Annotated in this window: 15 protein-coding genes; 4 read left to right on the top strand and 11 right to left on the bottom strand. The window is 70.5% G+C overall.

Annotated elements, in window-relative coordinates:
• Nucleotides 1-6: 6 nt before the first annotated feature.
• Together OG878_RS33930 and OG878_RS33935 are read right to left on the bottom strand one after the other, a co-directional pair.
• Nucleotides 7-1,788 carry an ABC transporter ATP-binding protein gene (locus tag OG878_RS33930; protein WP_328890304.1) on the bottom strand — a complete coding sequence of 594 codons (1,782 nt, stop codon included), beginning with the start codon at nucleotides 1,786-1,788 and terminating at the stop codon, nucleotides 7-9.
• The gene (locus tag OG878_RS33935) at nucleotides 1,785-3,746 is read right to left on the bottom strand and encodes an ABC transporter ATP-binding protein (RefSeq protein ID WP_328890305.1); all 1,962 of its coding nucleotides are present in this window, start codon (nucleotides 3,744-3,746) and stop codon (nucleotides 1,785-1,787) included. Before OG878_RS33935 ends, OG878_RS33930 begins: the two co-directional genes overlap by 4 nt.
• Before the next feature lie 198 nt (nucleotides 3,747-3,944).
• Between OG878_RS33935 and OG878_RS33940 the strand changes: the two genes are divergently transcribed.
• A complete protein-coding gene (locus tag OG878_RS33940; RefSeq protein ID WP_443049192.1) occupies nucleotides 3,945-4,682 on the top strand; it encodes a L,D-transpeptidase family protein in 738 nt (245 codons plus the stop codon).
• A gap of 58 nt (nucleotides 4,683-4,740) precedes the next feature.
• Here OG878_RS33940 and OG878_RS33945 read toward each other — a convergent pair whose 3' ends face one another.
• Together OG878_RS33945 and OG878_RS33950 are read right to left on the bottom strand one after the other, a co-directional pair.
• Complete coding sequence (locus OG878_RS33945; protein WP_328890306.1) at nucleotides 4,741-7,665, bottom strand: FAD-binding and (Fe-S)-binding domain-containing protein; 2,925 nt, start codon at nucleotides 7,663-7,665, stop codon at nucleotides 4,741-4,743.
• A gap of 119 nt (nucleotides 7,666-7,784) precedes the next feature.
• Nucleotides 7,785-8,228 carry a MarR family winged helix-turn-helix transcriptional regulator gene (locus OG878_RS33950; protein WP_328890307.1) on the bottom strand — a complete coding sequence of 148 codons (444 nt, stop codon included), beginning with the start codon at nucleotides 8,226-8,228 and terminating at the stop codon, nucleotides 7,785-7,787.
• 117 nt (nucleotides 8,229-8,345) lie between these two features.
• On the opposite strand from OG878_RS33950, the gene OG878_RS33955 reads away from it, so the two are divergent.
• Entirely contained in the window at nucleotides 8,346-10,151 is a 1,806-nt protein-coding gene (locus OG878_RS33955) for an ABC transporter ATP-binding protein (RefSeq protein ID WP_328890308.1), read from the top strand.
• Between the two features lie 60 nt (nucleotides 10,152-10,211).
• Here OG878_RS33955 and OG878_RS33960 read toward each other — a convergent pair whose 3' ends face one another.
• On the bottom strand, nucleotides 10,212-11,264 hold the full coding sequence (locus OG878_RS33960; protein WP_328890309.1) for an NAD(+)/NADH kinase: 1,053 nt from the start codon (nucleotides 11,262-11,264) through the stop codon (nucleotides 10,212-10,214).
• 742 nt (nucleotides 11,265-12,006) lie between these two features.
• On the opposite strand from OG878_RS33960, the gene mltG reads away from it, so the two are divergent.
• Nucleotides 12,007-12,849 carry an endolytic transglycosylase MltG gene (mltG, locus tag OG878_RS33965; protein WP_328890310.1) on the top strand — a complete coding sequence of 281 codons (843 nt, stop codon included), beginning with the start codon at nucleotides 12,007-12,009 and terminating at the stop codon, nucleotides 12,847-12,849.
• Between the two features lie 37 nt (nucleotides 12,850-12,886).
• Here mltG and OG878_RS33970 read toward each other — a convergent pair whose 3' ends face one another.
• The 6 genes from OG878_RS33970 to OG878_RS42385 form a co-directional block, all read right to left on the bottom strand.
• Nucleotides 12,887-14,014 carry an NAD(P)-binding domain-containing protein gene (locus tag OG878_RS33970; protein ID WP_328890311.1) on the bottom strand — a complete coding sequence of 376 codons (1,128 nt, stop codon included), beginning with the start codon at nucleotides 14,012-14,014 and terminating at the stop codon, nucleotides 12,887-12,889.
• Between the two features lie 38 nt (nucleotides 14,015-14,052).
• On the bottom strand, nucleotides 14,053-15,261 hold the full coding sequence (locus tag OG878_RS33975; protein WP_328890312.1) for an LLM class flavin-dependent oxidoreductase: 1,209 nt from the start codon (nucleotides 15,259-15,261) through the stop codon (nucleotides 14,053-14,055).
• Nucleotides 15,258-16,286 (bottom strand): ABC transporter substrate-binding protein, encoded by a 1,029-nt coding sequence (locus tag OG878_RS33980; protein WP_328890313.1) that lies wholly within the window; start codon nucleotides 16,284-16,286, stop codon nucleotides 15,258-15,260. The genes OG878_RS33975 and OG878_RS33980 overlap by 4 nt, the downstream gene beginning before the upstream one ends.
• Nucleotides 16,287-16,340: 54 nt before the next feature.
• The gene (locus tag OG878_RS33985; protein WP_328890314.1) at nucleotides 16,341-17,099 is read right to left on the bottom strand and encodes an ABC transporter ATP-binding protein; all 759 of its coding nucleotides are present in this window, start codon (nucleotides 17,097-17,099) and stop codon (nucleotides 16,341-16,343) included.
• Complete coding sequence (locus OG878_RS33990) at nucleotides 17,072-17,956, bottom strand: ABC transporter permease (RefSeq protein WP_328890315.1); 885 nt, start codon at nucleotides 17,954-17,956, stop codon at nucleotides 17,072-17,074. The genes OG878_RS33985 and OG878_RS33990 overlap by 28 nt, the downstream gene beginning before the upstream one ends.
• A gap of 197 nt (nucleotides 17,957-18,153) precedes the next feature.
• A complete protein-coding gene (locus OG878_RS42385; protein ID WP_311307964.1) occupies nucleotides 18,154-18,237 on the bottom strand; it encodes a putative leader peptide in 84 nt (27 codons plus the stop codon).
• A gap of 92 nt (nucleotides 18,238-18,329) precedes the next feature.
• Here OG878_RS42385 and OG878_RS33995 point away from each other — a divergent pair, with 92 nt between their 5' ends.
• A complete protein-coding gene (locus OG878_RS33995; RefSeq protein WP_328890316.1) occupies nucleotides 18,330-18,755 on the top strand; it encodes a secondary thiamine-phosphate synthase enzyme YjbQ in 426 nt (141 codons plus the stop codon).
• The last annotated feature ends 748 nt before the right edge of the window (nucleotides 18,756-19,503 follow it).

The following is a 19,503-nucleotide window of genomic DNA, read 5'->3' on the forward strand; positions in this document are numbered from 1 at the left end:
CTCCGCTCAGCCGTGCCAGGACCGCCACAGCGCCGCATACGCGCCGTCCGCCGCCACCAGTTCGTCATGGCTGCCCAGCTCGCTGATCCGGCCGTTCTCGACCACCGCGATCACATCCGCGTCGTGCGCGGTGTGCAGCCGGTGTGCGATCGCCACGACCGTGCGGCCGTCCAGCACCCGGGCCAGCGAGCGCTCCAGATGCCGGGCCGCCCGCGGGTCCAGCAGCGACGTCGCCTCGTCCAGCACCAGCGTGTGCGGATCGGCCAGCACCAGCCGGGCCAGCGCGATCTGCTGCGCCTGTGCCGGGGTCAGGGCCAGACCGCCCGAACCGACCTCCGCGTCCAGCCCCTTGTCCAGCGCCTTCGCCCAGCCGTCCGCGTCGACCGCAGCGAGCGACGCCCACAACTCCGCGTCCCCGGCATCCGTACGGGCCAGCAGCAGGTTGTCGCGCAGGGACCCGACGAACACATGGTGCTCCTGGTTGACCAGGGCCACATGCGTCCGTACCCGCTCCGCCGGCATCCGGGACAACTCCGCGCCGCCCAGCGTGACTTCACCGCTGCGCGGGGCGTAGATCCCGGCCAGCAGCCGGCCGAGCGTGGACTTGCCCGCACCGGACGGGCCGACCAGTGCGAGGCGCGTGCCCGGAGCGACGTCGAGCGACACCCTGTGCAGGACGTCGACCCCCGTGCGGTAGCCGAAGTGCACCTCGTCCGCCCGGACGTCGCGGCCGTCCGGGGCGACCTCCGTGTCGCCCGCGTCCGGCTCGATGTCCCGTACGCCGACCAGCCGGGCCAGTGACACCTGCGCGACCTGGAGCTCGTCGTACCAGCGCAGGATCAGGCCGATCGGGTCGACCATCATCTGCGCGAGCAGCGCACCGGTCGTCAGCTGTCCGACGGTGAGCCACCCCTCGATGACGAACCAGCCACCGAGCATCAGCACCGCGCCGAGGATCGTCACGTACGTGACGTTGATGACGGGGAAGAGCACCGACCGCAGGAACAGCGTGTACCGCTCCCAGGCCGTCCACTCCTTGATCCGCCGGTCCGACAGCGCCACCCGTCGCGCACCGAGACGGTGCGCCTCCACGGTCCGTCCGGCGTCCACGGTCTCCGCGAGCATCGCGGCGACCGCCGCGTAACCGGCGGCCTCCGAGCGGTACGCGGAAGGAGCCCGGCGGAAGTACCAGCGGCAGCCGAGGAGCAGCACCGGCAGTGCGATCAGCACCGAGAGCGCCAGCGGCGGAGCCGTCACGGTGAGCGCACCGAGCAGGAGCCCCGCCCACACCACGCCGATCGCCAGCTGCGGTACGGCCTCGCGCATCGCGTTGGCCAGCCGGTCGATGTCCGTGGTGATGCGGGAGAGCAGATCACCGGTCCCGGCGCGCTCCAGGACGCCCGGCGGCAGCGCGACCGACCGCACGAGGAAGTCCTCGCGCAGATCGGCGAGCATCTCCTCGCCGAGCATCGCACCGCGCAGCCGCATCATCCGCGTGAACACGGTCTGCACGACCAGCGCGCACGCGAACACTGCGGCGGTGCGCTCCAGATGGAGGTCGGCGACCCCGTTCGACAGGTCCTCGACCAGTCCGCCCAGCAGATACGGTCCGACGATCGAGGCGATCACCGCGACCGCGTTGAACGTGATGAGCACGGCGAACGGCTTGCGGTGGCGCCGTATCAGGTCCCGTACATAGCTCCGTACGGTCGTGGGGCTGCCCACCGGCAGGGTCGTCGCCGACTCCGGGGCGGCCGGGTCGTACGCCGGTTGAGCGACGCCGATCATGCCCTCTCCTCGATCTCTTCGATCGCCTTGATCTCCTCGATCGCGTCGATCGTGCTGGTCGTGACTGTCGTGGTCTCTTCCGACGCGGTCCGGTCCGTGATCTCGTCGTCGGTCTCGCGGGTGACGACCGCGCGGTACCGCGGTTCGGTGTGCAGCAGTTCGCGGTGCGCACCGACCGCGACGACCGTGCCCTCGTGGACCAGCACCACCCGGTCCGCGAGGTCGAGCAGCAGCGGCGACGAGGCGAACACCACGGTCGTACGACCGGTGCGCAGCGCCTTGACACCGGCGGCCACCCGGGCCTCGGTGTGCGAGTCGACGGCGGACGTCGGCTCGTCCAGAACGAGCGCCTCCGGGTCGGTGACCAGGGAGCGGGCCAGCGCGAGCCGCTGCCGCTGGCCGCCGGAGAGCGACCGTCCGCGCTCGGTGATCCTGGTGGTCATCGGGTCGCCGTCGGCGACGGCCGAAGCCTGCGCCAGCGCGTCCAGGACATCACCGCACTGGGCGGCCGCCAGCGCGTCCTCGGCGGTCACCCGGCCGGACGACGGCACGTCGAGCAGCTCCCGCAGCGTCCCGGAGAGCAGCACCGGGTCCTTGTCCTGGACCAGTACCGCGGTCCGGGCGGCCTCCAGCGCAAGCTCGTCCAGGGGTACGCCACCGAGCAGGACCGAGGGGACTCTGTCCGGTGCGCCCTTGCGGGAGCCGTCCGCCGGGCCGGGACCCGAGGCGCCTTCGGAGCCGTCGTCCGTCCGGTCGGCCTTCGCGCCGGCGTCCGGGGCGTCGCCCTGCGCACCGGTCTCCGCACCCGTCCCGGCGTGCCCGCCGAGCCGTTCGGCCAGTCGGCCCGCTTCGTCCGGATCGCCGCAGACCACCGCGGTGAACAGGCCCGACGGAGCCATCAGCCCGGTGACCGGGTCGTACAGATCGCCGGACGGTACCGCGTCGACCGTCGACGGCTCGGCGATGCGGTGCAGCGAAAGCACCCGGACAGCCCGCTTCGCGGACGGCCGCGAGAAGGAGTACGCCATCGCGATCTCCTCGAAGTGCCGCAGCGGGAACAGCATCAGCGTCGCCGCGCTGTACACCGTGACCAGCTGACCGACCTCGATCCGGCCCTCGCGGGCCAGCGTTGCTCCGTACACCACCAGGGAGATCAGCAGCATGCCGGGCAGCAGCACCTGGATCGCCGAGATCAGCGACCACATCTGCGCGCTGCGCACCGCGGCCCTGCGGACCTCCTGCGAGGCGCGCCGGTAGCGGCCGAGGAACAGCTCCTCACCGCCGATGCCGCGCAGCACGCGCAGACCGGCCACGGTGTCCGACGCCAGCTCGGTGGCCTTGCCGGCCTTCTCGCGCTGCAGGTCGGCGCGCCGGGTGGCGCGGGGGAGAAGCGGCAGCACGGCCAGTGCCAGCAGTGGCACCGCGAGCGCCACCAGGGCGCCCAGCGACGGCAGGTACAGGACGAGCCCGACGCAGATCAGCACGAGAGCGCCGGCGGCAGCGGCGAAGCGGGAGAACGCCTCGACGAACCAGCCGATCTTCTCGACGTCGCCGGTGGACACCGCGACGACCTCGCCCGCGGCGACCCGGCGGGTCAGTGCGGCGCCGAGCTCCGCCGTCTTGCGGGCCAGCAACTGCTGGACGCGGGCCGCCGCGGTGATCCAGTTGGTCACGGCCGTCCGGTGCAGCATGGTGTCGCCGACCGCGATCAGCACGCCGAGCACCGCGATGAGCCCGCCGGACAGGGCGAGCCGGCCGCCCGAACGGTCGACGACCGCCTGCACGGCGAAGCCGACGGCCAACGGCAGCCCGGCGATGGAGCACTGGTGCAGCAGGCCCCAGGACAGGGATTTGAGCTGCCCGCGGATCTGGTTGCGGCCGAGCCAGAGCAGGAAGCGCGGGCCTGACCGGACATCGGGATCGCCAGGATCTGCGTACGGAAGATCGCGAATGTGCATGATGTCCCAAGGCTCGGAAGGGCGGAGGTCTGCGGAAGACCTCGAGGATCGGGTGAGGGGACCAAACCGTGCAAGGTTCGCGTCCTGCCGGGGTTGGAGGCAAACGGTTTTTCGCTCGGCGGTAAAGATTCGGCCCGTGTCCGCGGCGGGTCACAGGCGGTGATCCCGCCGCCGGGCCGGTGGTGCGAGCATGGACGGATGCGAATAACCGGTCCGGTACGAATGGCTGTCGCGGCGGCGGCCTGTGGTCTCATGCTCACGCCCCTGACGGCCTGCGGCGGTGCGCAGGCCGGGCAGAATGACGACACGCATGCCGGCAGCGCGGCGAACCGGAAGGAACCGACCGCCGACCTGAAGCGCATTCCCGACGTGGGCGACCGGCTCTACACGCAGATACCCGAGAACGCGCGTCAGGTCGTCGCGGTCTACGGCGAGGGCAAGAACTCGGCCGACTCCACCGTTGTGCTGTACACGAAGCAGGGTGCCACCTGGGACACCACCGCCAGGTGGAAGGCCCACAACGGCAGGAAGGGCTGGACCACCGACCATCACGAGGACGACAAGCGCAGCCCGGTCGGCGTGTTCACGCTCACCGACGCAGGCGGTGCCCTTGCCGACCCGGGCGCCCTTCTCCCGTACACCCGGTCGGCGTCGATCCAGGCCCCGCGCTACTGGTCGAAGCCGTACTGGCACGACTTCGACTACGTCATCGCGATCGACTACAACCGCGTCAAGGGCACTGCGCCCAACGACCCGACGCGCCCGCTGGGACAGTCGAAGGGCGGCAGCATCTGGCTGCACATGGACCACGGCAGCGGCACCTCGGCCTGTGTGAGCCTGTCCAAGTCCGCCATGCTGACGCTGCTGCGCACGCTCGACCCGAAGCAGCACCCGGTCGTGGTGATGGGCGACAAGGCGACGCTCGGGGCGGCGTGACCGCTCCACCCCGCCCGACCGCGGACATCCGTATGTGCGCGGTCGGGCGGGGGACGCGTCAGGGCCGCGTCGCCCGCTCGAGCTCCATCAGGACCGAGTAGTACGAGCGCCCCGTGGCCCGGTCCATGCCGATCTCGCACATCCGGTTGGCGGAGAGATAGGCGTCGTACTCCCGGGAGTTCACCTCGGCGGCCTCCTTCGCCGTCGCCGACGCCGTCAGCTCCTTGTGCAGCATTCCGCGGTCGCCCGCGAACGCGCAGCATCCGGCGTCGTCCGGGACGACGACCTCCTCCGCACACGCCTCGGCGACCGTACGCAACTGCTCCACATCACCCAGATGCTGCATCGAGCACGTCGGGTGCAGCACCGCCGAACCGGTCTTCCGCAGGACCGTCAGCTCCGGCAGCAGCTCGTCGGCAGCCCACACGAGGGAGTCGACGATGGTCAGCTCCCGGTGCAACTCCCGGTTGTCGTCGGTGAGATAGGGCACCACCTCATGGGTGATCCCCAGCGTGCACGACGACGCGTCGACGACCAGCGGCAGTCTGCCGCCCGCCGTCCAGCCCCACGCGGCCTCCACGATGCGGTTGGCCATCACCGCATTGCCCGCGTCGTACCCCTTGGAGTGCCAGATCGTCGCGCAGCAGGTCCCCGTCACGTCCTCCGGGATCCACACCGGCTTTCCGGCGCGGGCCGAGACGGCGACGACGGCCTGCGGCAGCGAAGGACCGCGGTGGCCTTCCGGGTCGCCGAAGATGCGGTTCACGCACGCCGGGTAGTACACGGCGCTCGCTCCGGTCCGCGAGGTACGGGGCAGCTGCCGCGCCGCGGCGCCGGGGATCTCCGGCAGCCACTCGGGCACCAGATCGGGGCGTACGGCCTTGCGGGCGAGCCCGGTGACGGTCTCCAGGAGCCGGTCGCCGATCTTGTCCGCCGCGGCGACCGCCAGCCGCGCCGAGACCTCCACCGCCTTGAAGTTCTTCGCGGTGACTGCAGCGATCCGCTCCTCCCGCGGCGAGTGGCGCCGGTGGCGGAAGTCCTTCATCATGGCGCCGGTGTCGATGCCGACCGGGCAGGCGAGCTTGCAGGTGGAGTCGCCCGCACAGGTGTCGACGGCGTCGTACCCGTACGCGTCCAGCAGGCTGGACTCCACCGGCGAACCGTCCGGCTGGCGCATCATCTCCCGCCGCAGCACGATCCGCTGGCGAGGCGTCGTGGTCAAGTCCTCACTGGGGCAGGTCGGTTCACAGAAGCCGCATTCGATGCACGGGTCGCCGATCGCCTCGACTTCGGGGATGGTCTTCAGACCGCGCAGATGGGCCTTCGGATCGCGGTCGAGGACGATCCGCGGAGCCAGCACCCCGTCGGGGTCGATGACCTGCTTCGTACGCCACATCAGCTCCGTCGCCTTGGGGCCCCACTCCAGTTCCAGGAACGGTGCGATGTTGCGCCCGGTGGCGTGCTCCGCCTTGAGTGAGCCGTCGAAGCGCTCCACGGTCAGCCGGCAGAAGTCGTCCATGAACGCGGCGTACCGGTCGACGTCGGCCGGCTTCGCCGCGTCGAAGGCGAGCAGGAAGTGCAGATTGCCGTGTGCGGCGTGGCCCGCGACGGCGGCGTCGAAGCCGTGTTCCCCCTGCAGCCGGAGAAGGGCCTCGCAGGCGTCGGCGAGCAGCGACGGCGGGACCGCGAAGTCCTCCGTGATCAGCGTCGTGCCCGACGGGCGGGAGCCTCCGACCGCGGTCACGAACGCCTTGCGGGCCTTCCAGTAACCGGAGATGACCTTGGCCTCGCGGGTGAACTCATTGGTGATCGAGGCGACCGGCGTGACCAGGTCCAGCCCCTTGACGACCGCGGCCGCCGCCCGCTCGTACGCCTCCTGCCCCGGCTCGTCCGGAGCCCGGAACTCCACCAGCAGCGCCGCGGTCTCCCTGGGCAGCTCGGCCCAGTCCGCGGGCACGCCCTGCACGCTCACGGATGCGCGCAGCGTATTGCCGTCCATCAGCTCGACGGCGATCGCCCCCGCCTCGTTGAAGCGGGGCACGGCAGCCGCCGCAGCGGTCAGCGAGGGGAAGAAGAGCAGCGCGCTGGAGACCTTCCGGTCCAGTGGCAGGGTGTCGAAGACGACCTCGGAGATGAAGCCGAAGGTGCCCTCCGAGCCGACCATCAGCCCGCGCAGGATCTGAACCGGGGTCGAGCCGTCCAGGAAGGCGTCGAGCCGGTACCCGTTGGTGTTCTTGATCTCGTACTTGGCGCGGATTCGGGCGGTGAGCTCCGCGTCCGCCTCGATCTCCGCCTTCAGGGCCATCAGCCCCTCGCACAGGTGCGGTTCTGCATGCACCAGCAGTTCGTCCGCCGCCGGGTCGGCGGTGTCGACGACCGTGCCGCTCGGCAGCACGAAGGTGAGCGAGGAGACGGTGCGGTACGAATTCCGGGTGGTGCCCGCGGTCATTCCCGAGGCGTTGTTGGCGACGACCCCGCCGATCGTGCACGCGATGGCGCTGGCCGGGTCGGGGCCCAGCAGCCTGCCGTACCTGGCGAGGGTGGCATTGGCGCGCATGACCGTCGTCCCGGGGCGGATGCGCGCCTGCGCGCCGTCGTTCAGGACCTCGATGCCCGTCCAGTGGCGGCGGACGTCCACGAGTATGTCCTCGCCCTGCGCCTGGCCGTTCAGGCTGGTGCCGGCAGCCCGGAAGACGACCTCGCGGCCCTTGCCGTGCGCGTACGACAGGACCGCCGAGATGTCGTCGATGTCCTCGGGGACCACGACGACCTGCGGGACGAACCGGTAGGGGCTGGCATCGGAGGCGTACTTCACCAGGTCGGAGACCTTCCACAGCACCTTCTCCGGCCCGAGCAGCGCGGTCAGCTCCTCGCGCAGCCGTTCGGGTGTGCCGGCCGCCCGGTCGTCGGGGACCCGGTCGTGGGACGCGGTGCGCGGCACGGCGGGGCGGAGGGCTTCCGGCTTCGGCTCCAGTAGCGGCATGGCGACGGTCTCCTCGGCGGATCGGTGCGGTTCTCCCCCCTTTCTATCAGCGAAGATCCGCACCGCTCACGATCGGTACGACTATCGGGCAATGCCCGCCAGGGATGACGGGGCGGCCCTTAGCAGCGGCGCTCCGGTATCCCGGCGACCAAGGCGGACAGCAGCCCGCCGAGCACCTCGCGCTGGTCGGCGGTCAACGGAGCCAGGATCTCCTCCGCGGCCGCCCGGCGCGCGTCGCGCAGAGACCGGAGCGTGGCACGGCCCTCGTCGGTGAGCGCGATCCGCACCACCCGGCGGCTGTCCGGATCCGGGGTGCGGCGCACCCGGCCGCTCGCCTCCAGCGCGTCGACCAGGCTCGTCACGGCGCGCGGGACGACGTCCAGACGCTGCGCGAGATCGGCCATCCGGGGCGGTCCGTCGTAGTGGGCGACCGTGCGCAGCAGTCTGAACTGTGCGGGGGTGATGCCGATCGGCTCCAGCTGGCGGCTCTGGATGCGCTGGAGCCGGCGGGTGAGCCGCAGCAACTGCTCGGCCAGCAGGCCGTCGGAGTCGGGGGAATCCATGGGGGAACAATATCAGGACTCCGCTCATTGTGAGTATAGGTAACAATGAGCTATGCTCTCAAAAACTTGACTGCCGCCCGTGGCCGTCTCATTCCCTCATGCCTGTCGAAGGAGCCCATGAAGCCCGACGAACCCACATGGACGCCCCCGCCCAGGGACGGCGCGCAGCCGCCCGCCGAGCTGCGCCGCATCCTCCGCCTCTTCCAGCCGTACCGCGGCCGGCTCGCGCTGGTCGGAGTGCTCGTCGGCGCCTCGTCGCTGGTGTCGGTGGCCTCGCCGTTCCTGCTGCGCGAGATTCTCGACACGGCCCTTCCCCAGGGTCGTACGGGACTGCTGTCATTGCTCGCGCTCGGCATGATCGCCACCGCCGTGATGAACAGTGTCTTCGGCGTCCTGCAGACCCTGATCTCCACCACGGTCGGCCAGCGCGTCATGCACGACCTGCGCACGGCGGTCTACGCCCAGCTGCAGCGGATGCCGCTGGCCTTCTTCACCCGGACGCGCACGGGTGAGGTGCAGTCCCGTATCGCCAACGACATCGGCGGCATGCAGGCGACCGTCACCTCCACCGCCACCTCGCTGGTCTCCAACCTCACCGCGGTCATCGCCACCGTCGTCGCCATGCTGGCGCTCGACTGGCGGCTCACCCTGGTCTCGCTCGTCCTGCTGCCGGTCTTCGTCTGGATCAGCCGCCGGGTCGGCCGGGAGCGAAAGAAGATCACCACGCAGCGCCAGAAGCAGATGGCCGCCATGGCGGCGACGGTCACCGAGTCGCTCTCCGTCAGCGGCATCCTGCTCGGACGGACCATGGGCCGGGCGGACTCGCTCACCAAGGGCTTCGCCGAGGAGTCCGAGCGCCTGGTCGACCTCGAAGTGCGTTCCAGCATGGCCGGGCGGTGGCGGATGTCGACGATCGGCATCGTCATGGCCGCCATGCCCGCCGTCATCTACTGGGCCGCGGGCGTCGCCCTGCAGACCGGCGGACCGGCCGTTTCCATCGGCACGCTCGTCGCCTTCGTCTCGCTCCAGCAGGGCCTTTTCCGGCCGGCCGTGAGCCTGCTCTCCACCGGAGTGCAGATGCAGACATCCCTCGCGCTCTTCCAGCGGATCTTCGAGTACCTCGACCTCACGGTGGACATCACCGAACCCGAGACGCCCGTGCGGCTGGAGAAGATCCGCGGCGAGATCCGCTTCGATGACGTCGACTTCAGCTACGACGAGAAGAGCGGTCCGACCCTCACCGGCATCGATGTCACCGTGCCGGCCGGAGGCAGCCTGGCCGTCGTCGGACCCACGGGCTCCGGCAAGTCCACGCTCAGCTACCTGGTGCCGCGGCTGTACGACGTCACCGGCGGCCGGGTCACGCTCGACGGCGTCGACGTGCGTGACCTGGACTTCGACACGCTGGCCCGGGCCGTCGGCGTGGTCTCCCAGGAGACGTACCTCTTCCATGCCTCGGTCGCCGAGAACCTGCGCTTCGCCAAACCGGACGCGACCGACGCCGAGATCGAGGCAGCTGCCCGCGCGGCACAAATCCACGACCACATCGCCTCGCTGCCCGACGGCTACGACACCCTGGTCGGCGAGCGCGGCTATCGCTTCTCCGGCGGTGAGAAGCAGCGCCTGGCCATCGCCCGCACGATTCTGCGCGACCCGCCCGTCCTGATCCTCGACGAGGCGACGAGCGCACTTGACACCCGCACCGAATTCGCCGTGCAGGAAGCGATCGACGCACTGTCGGCCGGGCGCACCACGATCACCATCGCGCACCGTCTCTCCACCGTGCGCGACGCGGACCAGATCGTCGTTCTGGACGGCGGCCGGATCGCCGAGCGCGGCACCCACGAAGACCTGCTCCAGCTGGACGGCCGCTACGCCGCTCTGATCCGCCGGGACACCCAACTTGCTTCGGTGGCAAGCTGATCTCCGGCACTCATGGGCAGACCACGGGAGTTGCGGACGGTTTCATGTGCTCGCCCGGTATCAGTCCACGGGAGGAGGCAGCCGCATCCCGACCAGGTCCTCGGGCACATCCGCGTTGGGTGCCGCGAACAGTGGCGAAGCCGCACCGTCGGACACCGTGGCAGGAGCATCGGCGAGCCGGAAGCGGTTGCGCAGCCGCTGGTAGAAGTCGGCGGGACCGAGCCGGATCAGATGTATCCGGCACGGTGACGGGTACACACCGATCCAGTCGCCGGGGTCGAGCACTCCCCGCAGTTCACCGTCGATGCTCACGGCGACCTGTCCCGAGTGCGGCAGGACCCGCGCGGCAACGGGCTCGTTCGCCGCGGCCACCACCGTGCGGTTGAAGGCCATGTGCGGGGCGACCGGGGTGAAGACCACGGCTTCCACCCCTGGTGAGAGCACGGGACCACCCGCCGCGAAGCTGTATGCGGTGGAGCCGGTCGCCGTCGCCACGATCGCGGCGTCCGCGGAGTACGACGCCAGCAGATGTCCTGCGATGTAGACGGCGACGTTGATCTGCCGGTCCCGGGCGAGCTTCTCCAGAACGATGTCATTGAGCGCGGTGACGTCCAGGGCCACGCCCCAGCCGGTGTCCTCACGAAGCAGCGTCGGCGGCGGCAGGGCAGGTCCGCGGCCGTAGCGCAGAAGGGCATCGATGCCCTCAGGGATTTCCAGGGTGCGTGATGTACGAAGGGTGAGGGTCAGGCGTTCCTCCACGCTGACATCGTCCCGGAGCACGGCGTCCAACGCCTTCAGCACGTCGTTGACCGGGACCTCGGTGAGGAAGCCGACGCGGCCCAGATCGATGCCGAGGACCCACGCGCCGTCCTTGGCGGCGATCCGGGCGCCCCGCAGGAACGTGCCGTCCCCGCCGAGGGTGACGATCCCGTCGGGGTGCCCCGCGGCCTCGGCCTCCTCCTTACCGCCGTGCCGCGGTATTCCCTGACGCCAGACGTCGATGTCGGTGCAGGGGATCCGGTGCCGGTCGCACCAGGTGTGGACGGCGCGGGCGGCCGTGACGGCGGCGGGGCGTCCTTCGTGTACCACCAGGCCGAGCCTCTTCAGGGCCATGCCGTGCCTGCCTCTCTCAGCGCCCCACCGGCCCGCGTTGCGTGCCGGTGCCCGCAGTTCCTTGTGGGGACGGGGCCCGGGTACGCGGGCGGTGTGCGAGGTTGCAGGGGCGATCGGGGCCCTCTCCAAGGGCTCCTGACCGGTGGCGACGACCATCGGTCAGGAGCCGGGCCGCACGCCCCTGATCCGGATCGGCTGTCTGAGGGGCTGTGTCCGACCGCGGAGATCACCACGTGCGCCCGCCGAGTCCGGCCGGGTGGCCGCGGCCGAAAAGGCAACGCCTCGTTCCACTGAACACCCCGTTCCCAAGGGCCGCAAGCCGTGCAGAGCGCCGTGCACACCCGTCATGGAACGGCAGGTCGACGGGGTGGACGCGCTCGCCGAAGCTGCGGCCCGGTCCAGAAGCTGCGGCCCGGCCAAGAGGCGGCCCGAACAGGACAGCCGCAAGGCCGACCACCGCGTCGCGCGGTGGTCTGCGCGATGGCGGGCTCACCGATTGCACGGGATCCGAATCCACCGGAACCGATGCCACGAGAGCCGGAAGCCACCCCAGGAAGACATCAGCCACGCCCACTGGAGCGCAGATCGCCGACCCTGCCGTCAGCGCCTTTGTAGCCGCCGTCAACACGCGTTCCAGCGAACATCCGATCCCCTGTCGCGTGTTCACTTCGCGTGCAGCGAACCCTGCGCCGCGCCGTGCGGGGGGCGCTTGCCCGGGGCCGGCCCGGGATAGCGTGCGCGCATGGTGAACGAGTCCCCGGGCGCGCGGACCCGTCGCGGGATCCGCGCGCCCCGGCGCGGGCGGCTGGCGCTGTCCGTAGGCGTCGTCCTCGGCGTTGCGGCAGCCGTCCTCGTGCCGCTGCTGACGAGGGAGGCGAACGTCGGCCCGCAGCGCACCCTCGTCATCCCCGAAGGGTGGCGGGCCTCCCAGGTGTACGCGGCAGTCGACCGGTCCCTCGACGTGGTGCCCGGCACGACCGAGAAGGCCGTCGGCAGGGCCGAACTCGCCCTGCCGGCGGAGGCGAAGGGCAACCCCGAGGGCTACCTGTTCCCTGCCACGTACCCCGTCACCTCCGGCACCACCCCGACGAGTCTGCTGAGGTACATGGCCGACACGGCGAGGCAGCGATTCGGCGCGCACCACATCACCGCAGGGGCGTTGCGCAACAACGTCTCCGTCTACCGGACCGTGACGATCGCCAGCATCGTGCAGGCCGAGGTGGACACCGCCGCCGACATGGGCAAGGTGGCCCGGGTCATCCAGAACCGGCTGGCCGGGGGCATGCCGCTCCAGATGGACGCCACTCTCAACTACGCGCTGAAGCGCAGCACTCTGGACACCACCATCGGCGACACCAGGATCGACAGCCCGTACAACACCTACGAGCACACGGGCCTGCCGCCGACCCCCATCGGCAATCCCGGAGAGCAGGCGATGCACGCGGCCCTCACACCCACGCCGGGCCCCTGGCTGTACTTCGTGACGGTCGCACCCGGGGACACCCGGTTCACCGACAGCTACGCCGAGCAGCAGCGGAACGTCGAGGAGTTCAATCGCAACCGGCTGGGCACGAGCGGTGGCTGAAGGGCGGTCGGAGGCGACGCGCCATCGCGGCGCGTAGTCACACGGCAACGACGGCGGGTTCTTCCCCATGCCCGGCGGTTGCGTCCTCGGCGGCCTCCAGCAGGCGCTTGATCCCTCGCACCGCCGCCCGCCCCGCCCGGTTGGCCCCGACGGTGCTCGCGGACGGCCCGTATCCCACGAGATGGATACGCGCATCCCGTACGGCCCGCGTTCCCTCGACCCGGATGCCACCGCCGGGCTCGCGCAGCCGCAGCGGCGCAAGATGGTCGATGGCGGCCCGGAAGCCGGTCGCCCAGAGGATCACATCGGCGTCCACGGTCCGGCCGTCGTCCCAGGCCACTCCGGTCGCAGTGATGCGGTCGAACATCGGCAGCCGGTCGAGCACCCCCTCCGCGCGGGCGCGCCGCACGGCGTCGTTGAGAGGCAGCCCGGTCACGCTCACCACGCTCTGCGGCGGCAGCCCTTGTCGCACTCGCTCCTCCACCATGGCCACGGCGGCCCGCCCCTGGACCTCGCTGAACGGCCCTTCCCGGAAGACCGGCGGCCGACGCGTCACCCAGAAGGTCTCCGCCGCCACTTCGGCGATCTCCATCAGATGCTGTGTGCCGGAGGCCCCGCCACCCACCACGATCACCCGTTGCCCGGCAAACTCCCGGGGCCCCGGGTAGTTCGCGGTGTGCAGTTGGCGGCCCCGGAAGGTCTCCTGGCCCGGGTAGCGCGGCCAGAACGGCCGGTCCCAGGTACCCGTGGCGTTGATCAGGGCGCGCGCGGCGTACGGACCCTCCGAGGTCTCGACGAGCAACCGCCCACCGACGCCCTCCCGTACCGCGCTCACCTCCACGGGCCGGTGGACCCGCAGGCCGAAGGTGCGCTCGTACGCGTCGAAATATGCGCCGATCACCTCCGACGAAGGCCGGCTGTCGTCCGCGCCGGTCAGCTCCATGCCGGGCAGTGCGTGCATGCCGTGGACCTTGCCGTATGTCAGTGACGGCCAGCGGAACTGCCATGCGCCGCCCGGCCGGGGCGCGTGGTCGAGCACGACGAAGTCGCGGTCCGGCTCCAGGCCGGCGCGCCGCAGATGGTAGGCGCCGGACAGACCTGCCTGTCCGGCGCCGATCACGACCACTTCCACGGCGCGCGCTGCGCCGACCCCAGAGTTGTTCACCCTTCTACCAACTGTGGGGGAGTCCCGGATCTTCCCGGTCAGCGGCCCCCGGCGATCAGCAGCGGTGCGCCGCCCGGTGCGGACGCCGGGCGCCCGTTCGCCGCCGGCACCCCGAGCAGCGGCGAGGCCGGAACCGTGGACAGCAGCCCGCGCCTCGCCAGCTCCGGTGTGACGCCCTCGCCGAACCAGTACGCCTCCTCCAGGTGCGGGTAGCCGGAGAGCACGAAGTGATCCACACCCAGCGCGTGGTACTCCTCGATCCGGTCCGCGACGTCCGCATGACTGCCGACCAGCGCGGTGCCCGCACCGCCCCGGACCAGACCCACACCCGCCCACAGGTTGGGCGAGATCTCCAGCTCGTCACGCGAGCCGCCGTGCAGCGCCAGCATCCGCTGCTGTCCCACCGACTCGCTCCTCCCCAGCGCCTGCTGCGCGGCGGCGATCGTCTCCGGATCGAGATCGCCGAGCAGCCGGTCCGCCGTCGCCCACGCCTCCTTCGCCGAATCGCGCGAGATGGTGTGCAGCCGGATCCCGAACCGGACACGGCGGCCCTGCTCCTCCGCGAGCCCGCGGATCCAGTCGATCTTCTGCTTCACCGCGGCCGGCGGCTCGCCCCAGGTCAGATACACATCGGCATGCGCGGCGGCCACCGGCCCGGCCGCCGCCGACGACCCACCGAAGAAGATCTCCGGCAGCGGGTCCGGCGGCAGCGCCGTCAGCCCGCCCTCGACCTGATAGTGCTCGCCGTCGAAGTCGTACGGCTGTCCGCTCCACACGCCCCGCACCACCGAGAGGAACTCGGCGGTCCGCGCATAGCGACGGTCGTGGTCCAGGTGGTCACCGAACCGCCGCTGTTCGGTCGAGTCGCCGCCCGTCACCACATTGAGCAGCAGCCGGCCCCGGGTGATCCGCTGATACGTCGCGGCCATCTGTGCCGCGAGCACCGGCGAGATCACCCCCGGCCGGAACGCGACCAGGAACTTCAGCCGCTCGGTGTGCTGCGCCAGCGCCACCGTCGTCAGCCAGGCGTCCTCGCACCAGGTGCCGGTCGGCGTCAGCACCGCCTCGAAACCCAGTTGCTCGGCCGCCTTGGCGATCTGTGCCAGATACTCGATATCGGGCGCGCGCACCCCGCTGACCGGAGTGATCCGGTCCCGCTTGATCCCTCCGTCGGTGTACGCATGCCGGTCGACGAGCGTGCGGCCGTCACCGCCGGTGGGCAGGAACCAGTGCAGATGAACATTCATGACGAGGCCTTTCTGTACGAGCGGGGGGCTGCCGTGGACGCGGGCAGATCGCGGTTGAACCGGGTGTCGACGTAGTCCTTGAAGACGAACCGGCGGGGAATGAGCTTCAGATCGGCGAAGGTGTCGGCGATCTGCTGTTCGGACGCGATGGCAGCCGCGTCGACGGCCACGGGCACCCGCGTCCCGTAACTGCGCTTCACGGCGTCGAGCGCCACGTCGTACGGCAGCCCGGTCTCCTTCGCCCAGACCTTCGCCCACGCCTCGGGATGCTTGAACACCCAGTCCTGCGCCCGCCTCAGACGGTCCAGCAGATCGCCGATCGCCTTGGACTTCCCGGCATCCTTCAGCGCGGCGGGCGAGGCGACCTGGAAGCTCAGACCGTTGACGAGCCCTTCACCGGTGGTCAGCACCCGGGCGTTCCCGCCGCGCAGGACCTGCGACGTGTACGGATCCCAGATCGACCAGGCGTCGACCTTGCCCCGGCTGAACGCGGCCAGTGCATCAGCCGGCTGAAGGTACTTCAGCCGTACGTCGGAGACGGTGAGCCCGGCCGCCTTCAGCGAGGCGACGAGCTGGAAGTGGGCGGAGCTGCCCTGGGCCACCGCGATGGACCTGCCCTTGAGCTGCGAGGGCGTCTTCAGCGGAGAGTCCTTCGGCACGACGATCGCCTCGCCCGCCGACGAACCGTGGCCGGCGCCCACCACCACGATCTTCGAATCGGACCCCGCGGCGAAGACAGGTGGGGTGTTGCCGACGCCCCCGATGTCCACGGCACCGGCGTTCACCGCCTCCAGAAGTGGTGGTCCGGAGGTGAAGGTCGACCATGTGATCCGGTAGCCGAGGTCGTCGAGTTCTCCGGAGGCCCGCAGGATGGCCTCGTACCCCCCTTTCTGATCACCGACGTCGAGGGTTACATCGCCCTTGCCGTCGGTGCGGTCCGCAGTGGACGCGGACGAGACGCCACCGCAGGCGGTGAGCAGCAGGGCGAGCGGCAGGAGGAGAGCGGGCAGGGTGCGGCGTCTCATGACTTATCTCTTTCCGAAGGTCGAACCGATGGAGGATGTGTGCTGGTCAGCTGGTCAGGCGGCCTCGGCCGGAAAGGCTTCCTCCGCGACGCCCAGCTCGGTCAGCAGCCGGGAGCGCAGCGCGGCGAATTCCCCACTGCCCACGGTGCGCGGACGGTCCAGGTCCACACGGGTCTCGTACGCGATGGCGCCGTCGCGCATGACCAGCGCGCGGTCGGCGAGCAGCAGCGCCTCGTCCACGTCATGCGTGACGAGCAGCACTGCGCAGCCGCGCCGCCGCCAGAGTTCGGCGACCAGTTGCTGCGCCTTGATCCGGGTCAGCGCGTCGAGCGCTCCGAACGGCTCGTCGAGCAGCAGCAGATCGGGTTCGCGCACCAGGGCACGCGCCAGCGACGCCCGCTGCGCCTCACCACCGGAGAGCGTCCTGGGCCACGCCCCGGACCGCTCGCCGAGCCCGACCTCCTCCAACGCCCGTTCGGCCACCTTCCGTTCGGGCTTGCCCGGCAACCCGAGCAGTACATTGCGCCAGACCCGCTTCCACGGCATCAGACGAGGCGACTGGAAGGCGACGGCCCGTCTCCTCGGCACCAGCACCGTGCCCGTGATGTCCCGGTCGAGACCGGCCAGCACCCGCAGCAGAGTCGACTTCCCGCAGCCGCTGCGCCCGAGCAGTGCGGTGAACTCCCCGGCGCGCAGGGTGAGATCGAGCCCGTCGACGACGGCCCGGCCGTCGAAGGAGCGGGTCAGCCCCTCCACCCGTACGGCAGGGTCGGAGGACCGCGGGCTCACTGGCCCTTGAACGTCGGTCGCCATTGCAGCAGCAGCCTTTCGAGTATCCGGACGATGACATCGGCGGTGAGGCCGAGGAAGGCGTAGACGACCAGGCAGACGACGATGACGTCGGTACGGAAGAACTCCCGGGCCTGGTTCATCAGGAAGCCGATCCCGGCGTCGGCGTTGACGGACTCGCCGAAGACCAGCGCCAGCCAGGCGGTGGCGAGCGAATAGCGCAGACCCGTCATGGCCCCGGGCAGCGCACCCGGGAGCACCACATGCCGGATGAGACCCCACCGCCCGAGCCCCAACGACTGGCCTGCCTCGATGAGTTGGTCGTCCACGCCCCGGATCCCGGCGTACACATTGAGATACAGATGGAAGGCCACGCCGAGCGCGATGAGCGCCACCTTCGGGGCCTCGCCGATCCCCAGCCAGATGATGAACAGCGGGATCAGCCCCACCCAGGGGACCGTCCGCAGCATCTGCACGGTCGCGTCGACCAGGTCCTCACCGAGCCGGGACAGTCCGGACACCAAGGCCAGCGTGATGCCGACGACACCTCCGAGCACCAGTCCCACGGCGACGCGCTGGAGCGAGATCGCCATCGCCGACGGCAGGGTTCCGTCGCTGATCAGATCCCGGCCCGCTCGGGCGATGGTGCCGGGGGCGGCGAGCACGTCCGGATGGAGCACACCGGTGGCGCTGAGCACCTGCCACAGCACGAGCAGCAGCACCGGTCCGATGGCGCGCCGCAGAGGGCGGGGCACGGAGCGCAGCCGCGAGCCGCGGGCGGACGCCGGCACGACGGGCTCCAGTTCGACCGCCCGGCACAAGGGCGATGTATCGATTTCCTCTGATATATCCGGCGGGGCGAGGGCATGACCAAGGGACATGAGAGCTCCACGAGCAGTCCACGGACGGGCGGAGGCACACCTCGCCCCCGGCCGCGGCACCGCTACGGAGCGGGAGCTACGACAGAGGAGGGAAGAGGTGGCGTACGACGGGGTGCCGACGGCAACAGGCCGGCGCTCACACCAGGTGCGGGCCGAAGGAGCCCTTGCTCACCTGCGGGAAGCGTGCCGAAAGAACGTCAGCAGCCGCGGCAACACGCGGCGGAGGCCACCCGCAGCAGGTCGATGTGACCGCGCGAAGTGAGCAGAGCTGAACGGAACATGTCGCCGAACGTAGCGACGCACCTCGGAACCGGTCAATGCCGTCTCGGCACGTGGACGCGCCATCGCACGCCACGAGCGAGAAGATGTCGGCATGTCCCATGCCTTCACCACCAGCGTTCTGAACGTGACCACCGGCGCGACCGAAACGGTTGCCGACCTGACGCGCGACTGCGAAGAGTTCCTCACCCGCGCCTCCGGTGGCCGGGACGGTCTGCTCAACATCTTCGTCCCCCATGCCACCGCCGGAATCGCCATCCTGGAAACCGGCTCGGGCAGCGACGACGACCTCCTCGCCACCCTCCACGCGCTGCTGCCCGCCGAAAACCGCTACCAGCACCGCCACGGCAGCCCGGGCCACGGCCGCGACCACGTACTGCCGGCCTTCGTCGCACCGCACGCCACGCTGCCGGTGATCGGAGGACGGCTGGAACTCGGTACGTGGCAGTCGGTGTGCCTGGTCGACACGAATGTCGATAATGCGAACCGTCAGGTGCGGCTGAGCTTCCTCGGCCAGTGAGTTGCTTCGGTGGGACTGTAGAGCGAAAGTCCGGCCGCACCAACTGAGCAGCGTGCGTAGGTGCCGCATGGGCTGCGAAGCTGCCAGCAGGTTCTTCGTCTGCTGGTGATACACGTCGTGCCTGTCGCTGACCAGCGGAAACAGTGAGTCTGGCGCTCTTCGTGGGCGAGGTGGTCCGGGAATGGTCCGGATCTTGATGCCACTCGGCGATGGTTGGCTTCGTATGCGAGGCAGAAAAGGACGGGGGCGAACAGCGAGCGCCCAGGCCGCTGCAATGGGTCCGTCCTGCTTCGGACCGGCGAAGGACGCCTCGGAGGGTGACAGCTATCGGGAGACCTCGAACGCATGGTGTTCGTCGGCAGCAGAAGCAGGCGCCCGTCCATCAGCGGTACCGGGGCCACCGCGGTCACCCGTCCAGGTGGCACAGGTCGTAGGGGCCGTCGCCGGGGGCGTCCGGCCTATTCAGGGGCGGGGGACGAAGCCACCCCGCAGCGCGCCGCGAAGCCCCCACGGCCGTCCCCAGCGGTAGCCGCAGCGGCTTCGTCCGTGGAAGTCCAGCAGGCTGAGAGGTCCCTTCGGGTCCCGGACCCCGGTGCCACCTCGCTCAGAAGGGGTTCGCCGGGCCCGACTCGCCCGAGCGCGTGACGCTGCTGACGGCGAAGCGGGACGCAGGTGTCCCGTGGTTCCAGCTGTGGGGTGGCGCGCCGATGATCGACCGCCTGTGGGACGAGGCCCCTACCGGTACGGC

The organism is Streptomyces sp. NBC_00316, from assembly GCF_036158715.1.
Taxonomy (GTDB): domain Bacteria; phylum Actinomycetota; class Actinomycetes; order Streptomycetales; family Streptomycetaceae; genus Streptomyces.